The organism is Paraburkholderia sp. RL17-347-BIC-D (genome assembly GCF_046027915.1).
Taxonomy (GTDB): Bacteria; Pseudomonadota; Gammaproteobacteria; order Burkholderiales; family Burkholderiaceae; genus Paraburkholderia.
In genome coordinates this window covers 1-6,324 of the sequence record NZ_JARESS010000124.1, presented here as the reverse complement: position 1 = coordinate 6,324, position 6,324 = coordinate 1, and the positions used below count along the sequence as shown (strand labels likewise).

Annotated in this window: 3 protein-coding genes; 1 reads left to right on the top strand and 2 read right to left on the bottom strand. The window is 64.2% G+C overall.

The window, feature by feature from the left end:
• Together P0D96_RS47240 and P0D96_RS47235 are read right to left on the bottom strand one after the other, a co-directional pair.
• On the bottom strand, positions 1-1,506 hold a 1,506-nt coding region (locus P0D96_RS47240; RefSeq protein ID WP_408321134.1), incomplete at its 3' end, for an isopeptide-forming domain-containing fimbrial protein.
• A complete protein-coding gene (locus P0D96_RS47235; protein ID WP_408321132.1) occupies positions 1,434-5,261 on the bottom strand; it encodes a DUF4347 domain-containing protein in 3,828 nt (1,275 codons plus the stop codon). The genes P0D96_RS47240 and P0D96_RS47235, both read right to left, overlap by 73 nt.
• A gap of 371 nt (positions 5,262-5,632) precedes the next feature.
• Here P0D96_RS47235 and P0D96_RS47230 point away from each other — a divergent pair, with 371 nt between their 5' ends.
• Entirely contained in the window at positions 5,633-5,890 is a 258-nt protein-coding gene (locus tag P0D96_RS47230) for a hypothetical protein (protein ID WP_408321130.1), read from the top strand.
• Positions 5,891-6,324 lie beyond the last annotated feature (434 nt).

The window sequence follows — 6,324 nt, the reverse complement described above, 5'->3', positions numbered from 1 at the left end:
GTCGGCGTTGTCGACGGCGGTCGCGGTTTTCGTCAGCGTGACGGCCGGTGCGTCGACGGCGACGGCGACGCTGTTCGACGTGGCGGCGCCGCTGTTCACCGACATCGACGCCGAAAGCACCGTACCCGGCATGTTGCTGGCGATGTTCTCGACCACCGCGTTGAACTGGACGATGACGAAGTTGGCCTGCGCCTTGCCGTCGTTATTGGAGAGCGTGCCGAGGTCGATGGTGACGGTGTTGCCGTTGACGGTGATCGCGCCCGGTGGCAGCGCGTTGCCCGGACGGAAGGTGGCGACGTCGTCAGCCGAACTGACGGTGTTCGTGGCGCCCGACGGCGACAGGAAGTTCGCGCCGCCCGGCGTGCCGTCCTGCATCTGCGGCAGCCCCGAGATCGCGTTGTTGCTCGAAACGATATCGCCGTCCGGGCTGACCAGCGTGAACGTCACGCTGCCCGGCAGATATTCCATGCCGGGCGGCAGGTCGAAGGTCAGCGTGGCCGGGTTGGCGCCTTCCGGAATCTGCACCACACCGTGCAGCGTGACCACTTCGCCGACCGTGGCTTCGGTAGTCGCTTGCGTATTGTTCTGCGCCGGCGGGTTCGTCGGGTCCGTGTTGTTCGATTCGCCGCTGATTGACAGCGTCGGCGTGATCTGGCCGATCTGCACGGTTTGCGTCGCGCTGTTGGCGGTGAACTGATGCCCCTGCTGCGCACCCGGCAGCGAGTAATACGTGACCGGCGTGGCCGTGGCCGACGTGTCGACCGTCATCGTGGTGCCGGCCGGCTGGTTGGTGGCTACGTGCGCCTGGAACGTGAACGTCGCGGTCTGGCCGACGCCGAGCGCGCCGACCATGATGTCCAGCGGGCCGCTGCCGGAGACGCTGCCGCCCGTGCCGCCGCCGGTATATGCCAGCGTGCCCGCGTCGTAGATCAGGCCGGGCGGCAGATTGAGCAGATCGGATACATCGTTGGCAATGCCGGTGCCGTTGTTGGTCAGCGTGACCGTGTAGGTCAGGTCTTCGTTACTGAATACCGTGCCGTTGTTCGCGATCGGCGCGCCGGTGTTGCTGTCGGCTACCGTCATGTGCTCGGTCACGCTCGGATCGAGTTCGGTGAGCGTGGTGCTGGCGCGCGCGGTCTGGTTGGTGTCGTATGAAAGGACCGCGGTGTTCTGAAAGGTGCCACCCGGATCGGGCGTCGCGCCTGGGGCGAGGGTGGCGGTGTACTTAATGACCACCGTGCCGTTGGCGTCGAGCTGGCTGTTGGTCAGTGTCGGGCCCAGATCGAACGTGAGCACGGTCTGGCCGCCGACGATGGAGACCGAGGCGTTGCCGCTTCCCGCGACGCCGTTGAAGGTGATTCCGTCGACGCTGGCGAGCGTCATGCCGGCCGGCAGCGTATCGGTCACGATGATGTCGCTGCTGCCGTTCGACGTCACGCCTTCCGCCACCGTGACGGTGATCTGGTACTGCACGGACTCGCCGAGTACGACATCGTTGAGCGGCACGTCCGCATCGCTGCTGCCAATGCCGTCTTCGCTATGGTGGGCGCGGTGACGGCGATGGTTGCCGAGTCCGACAGCGCCGCCGCGTTTTCGCCGAGCGTCTGCTCGTTCGCGCCGGTGCCCGTGACGAAACCGTTGCCCGCCGCCACGCCGCCCGCGACGCTCGCCCAGTTGACGATCTCCGAGCTTGCCACGAGCGTGGTGCCGGTCGTCTGCGTGGCTTTCAGGCCCAGGTCGTACACGACGTAGACCTTGTCGCCGGCGGCGATGCCCTGCGTGCCGGTGGTGACGGTGAGGCCGGTGCTGAAATAGTCGGCTTCCGCCGTGCCGGACAGGCCGGTGATCAACTGGCCCGCCGAGTTGTAGACCGCGAAGGTGTGCACGTCGGCGGTGGTGTAGCCGGGCGGCAGCGTGCCTTGCACGTTGACGTCCCAGGCGGTTGCGTGACCTTCGTTGTCGACCGTCGACACCACGCGCACCAGGTCGCCGCCATCGACGCCGCTGACGTTGAGGTCGTCGGAATTCAGCGCGGAAGCCGGATCGCTCGCGCCGCTCGGGCTGAACAACGTGCCCACCGCCGTTCCGGCGACCGCGAACGGACCACTCGTGCCGCTCGGCGGGATGCCCGTCTGCGGGGGCCCCGGGTTGGCGGCGTTCGGGTTGGACGTATCCGGCGAAAAAGTACCCTTCGACGGGTTGCCGGCGCTGTCGCCGGTAGTCGACACCACGCCGGTCTTGACCGTCACTTCAGGCTCTTCCAGCGGCGTCTGCTTGATGGCCGACGCGGCGACCGTGTCGCCCGCCGCGTTGGTGTACGAACTGGTGCCCTGGCTGGTCAGCGCGAGGCCGTCGGCGAACGGCTTGTTTGACGCCACCACGCTGAACTGTACCTGGACCTGCTGGCCGGGCGTGTTGTTGGGGTCGTCGCGAGTGCCGAAATTGAACGAGATGCTGTTCGCCGTGCCGTTGGCGACCACGGCCGGCGTGCTCGTCTCGCCGGTGAGCGGGTCGATCACCTTGTAGGTGCCGGCGGCGGGCACGATGTCGGCGCTGTTCGTGTCTTGCGAGTAGACGAGGTTGGTGCCGTTCGACAGCGGGTCGGCGGTGTTGAAGACCGGCTCGGGCAGAAAGGCCGTCAGGTCGAGGTTGCCGTAGTCGCCGGTGGTCAGCGTGTACGTGATGCCATACGTGACGGTGTCGCCCGGTTCGATGACCGTGGTGTTGCTGGTGTCGCCGTTCACCGCGATTACGCTTAGCACCATCGAACCCGGCGCGACGGTGTCGGTGACCGTCGAGCCGTCGCTGACCGTGCCGAGGTTGGGATTCGTGATGGTCTGCGCCGTGGTGTCGACCGCCACGACCGTCGCGCTCGTGCCGGCCAGCGTGACCGTGTCGGAAATCGTGTCCTTTTCGCGCAGGCTCGCGCCGCTGTTGGCGTTGGTGTACTTGTCGAGCACCTTGGCGACGAACGAGATCACGCCTTGCGTCGGGCCGACCGACGGTGCGCCGGGGTTGCCGACTTCGCCGCCCACCAGCACCGAGCCGAGCGCGCCGCCTTCGATCAGGCTGATCAGCATGCCGACGTTGAAGTTCACGGTGGTCGCGCCGGTGCCGCCGGCGCTGTCGTCGCGACTGTAATCCCAGGTGACGCTGGAGCCGCTCGCGTTCACCGATTCGCCGTTGACGACGGCCGGCGTGTTATTGGGCAAGTCGCCGAACTGGAGCGTCTGGGTCACGCCGCCGCTCGTGAGCTGGAGCGTCGGCGTCACGTAACCGAGGTCGCCGGGCGCCAGCAGCGTCACGCCGTCGCCGATCAGGTCGGCGATTTTCAGGTTGTTCAGCGAGAAATAATCGGACACCTCGAAGGCGATCGAATACGTGACGGGCTCGCCCGGCACGATGTTACCGTTCATCGAGTTGTCGGTGACCTGGATGGCGAGCGCCTTCGCGACGAACGACGTCGAATCCGTGTTGGTCGAGCTGTTGCCGGAGATGGGCTGCAGGCCGGCGGCGTGATCGACGGACGCGGTGGTGGCCTGCCACGCGCCGGTGTAGCTGTAGATCGCGGTCGTGTCGATCGTGCGCGGCGCGCCGTCCGGCGTCAGCACGGCCACGCCGTTGGCGTCGAATTGCGGCACGAAGACCGGAATCTTGATAACGATCGGTGCGCCGCTGGCGTCGGTGCCGAGCGAGTCGAAATGGATCGTAACGGTGCCGCCCGCCGTGCCCGGGCCGCCGGTGCCCGGATGGAACGTGGCCGTGCCGGTGACGCCGCCGGGGCCGGTGATGCCGATCGTGCCGGCGGTGTATTCCACCTGGTCGGGCAGCTTGAACGTGAAATCGAGACCCTGGATCGCGTCGCCGTTCGTGACGGGCGCGGGCGTGATCGTCACGACGTAGTTGAACGGATAGTCCGGACCGGTGGCGGTTTCGCCTTCGTGCAGGTCGGTTGTGGCGCTGACGTCGAGCAACGAAACCGTCGACGACGAGGATGTCGATGCGCCGATCAGCGACTGGTCGACGACTGGGTCGTTGAGCGGATCGGCGCCGTACTGGAAGCCGCCGCTCGCCGTGATTTTCAGCGGCTGGCCCGTGGGCGCGCTGGACAGCTCAGTGCTGTTGTCCATCGTAAACGTGAGCTTGATCGCCGCGGCGGGCTGGCCCGGCGTGAAGCTGCCGAACGGCAACACCAGCACGTACATCGAATCGCCGGCCTGGTAGCCGGGCGGCGCGGTGATGAACACCGGCTTACCGTCGCTGCCGAGCGCGAGTGGGCTGAACGCGCCCAGCCCTTCGCCGGCGACGTTGGTGATCGTGATTTTCTGGAAGCTCACGGCCGTGCCGAGGAACGTCGCGCTAGTCAGCGTGACTTTCTGGTTGGCGTCGGACGGCACGAACAGGTCGATGAACGGACCGTAGCCGACGGCGTTGCCCGCCGCGTTCGAGAAGTTCACCGTTTCCGTGAAGGTGCTGCCAAGCAGGATGTCGCCGGGCACGGTGGTCGGGTCGAAGGTGACGGTCGGGAGCGGCGTGTCGAGCACACCGGTGTAGGCCGCCATGGCCGCCGTGGTGAACGGCGTGCCGACCGCGAGTACGCCCGTGGTGCGTTCGAGCGTCCAGTCGCCGCCCAGTTGCGCGGCGCCGGTGGCATCGGTCGATGCGCCGACCTGCGCGCCCGTCAGCGCGTGAACGCTGTTGACGAAGGCCGCGCCGCTGTCGCCCGCACCCACGTCGCAACCCCAGAATTCGATGTCGCCATTGGCGGCGAGATGGTCGCCCCACGACGCCACCTGGCCCGCATGGCTCGCGAGCGTGGCGGCCGTGACGGGCGCGTTGCCCAGTTCGAGCTGACCGGCCTGGCCGTAGGTGAGGAAGTGGATCGCGGTAAGGTCCGAACGCCCCTTGAGCGCTGCCGTGACCTGCGCGATACCGTCGCGATCCGGGTCGATCAACACGACCTGGACGTCGCTCTTTACGCCCGCCGCCAAGGTTTGCCAGTTCGAAACGCGTGGATCGACGAAGAGGATTTCGGTTGCGTGCGGGTTGGGCGCGAGGGCCGGGACGCCGGGGTAGAGCGCCGCATTCGCCGACTCGCGATGCAGCTCCGCGTTCAGCCCGTGGTGGTGATGGTGGTGGACATGAGTCGTCGCGTGCGACGCATCGGGATGGGTGTGTTCGTGTGCAGAATGCGCTGCTTTGTTAGCGACGGCGGCAATGCTGCCGTCGAACAGATGACGTGCCTCTAGAACAAGTTTCATGTCTACCCCGATTTTTGTTGTGCAATCTAACTGTTTTAATTTTGCACATCAAGTGTCTTCGGTATGGATTAAACGAGATTTAACTATTGAGTTTTGGGGCCGGGAGAATGGAAACACAATTAAGACTGCTATTTGGGATCCGGCGTTTTAAACGTCATGAGGCCATGGCGTGACATACGTATGAAAGCCCTGCAAAACCTGGCATCGGTAAGGGCTTTGAGCGTGGTTCCTGCCCGTGGAACAGGATGGCTATCACGTGTTTTCGGCTATGGCTGAATGGAAAGACAGCCGCAGCGGCCGCCTGTCAGTTGTGTAAGATTATTTAGAAGAATAGAAATGTAAATGTAAAATTCGAATTGAATTTAAATTCATTGTATGGAATGACCCTCGCTTTAAAAGGGCAGTTTCAAGATACAGGCGCAACACCTCCGGCGTTCTCGCTCATCGTGTGTTGGCGCTTGCATGTTTCGGCCTCGTCGTGGCAGAAGAATCCCGGCATGGCGTTGGCGATTCAGACGGCCGGCGAGATGCTGATGCCGAACAGTGAACATTTGCTCGGTTGCATGGCGCCGGATCAAGGCGGTTGCGAGCGGATGTTGATCGAGCTGAAAACACCGGACAAGACCTGATTCGCACGCAATATGAACGGACACTGGTGTCCGGCGTGTTCCATGCACTCGCGTGATTGATGCGATTCAGCGCACCCAACTTGACTGCTTGCAATGCATCAGGTCCGATTAATTCTTGAAGGATATCTTTCTGGACTCCGATACAGACCTGATGGTGATCTCGTTCAAGCGCCTTGCCGATTAATTTGGCTATCCTTAAGTACTGCGAGTTCGATACCACGCCGGGCCAAGAAGTTGACAGTGCCTTTTACCCTGCTGATGTGCTTGCGGAGCATCGTTCGGCAGGGTTGGGCGACTAAGGACATAGTTTCGTCGACACTCGACGGGCGCTAGCGGCGCCACCCGCGATGTCGGTAGTATCCACGGCCATAGTAACGGGGGTAGTAATGGGGCTCGTAGTAGCCTGGGCCGTAAAAGCCGCGATATCCGCCGTC

Excerpts from the sequence above, each read along its gene's own strand:
- P0D96_RS47235 (WP_408321132.1), bottom strand. The coding sequence starts at position 5,261 with ATGAAACTTGTTCTAGAGGCACGTCATCTGTTCGACGGCAGCATTGCC.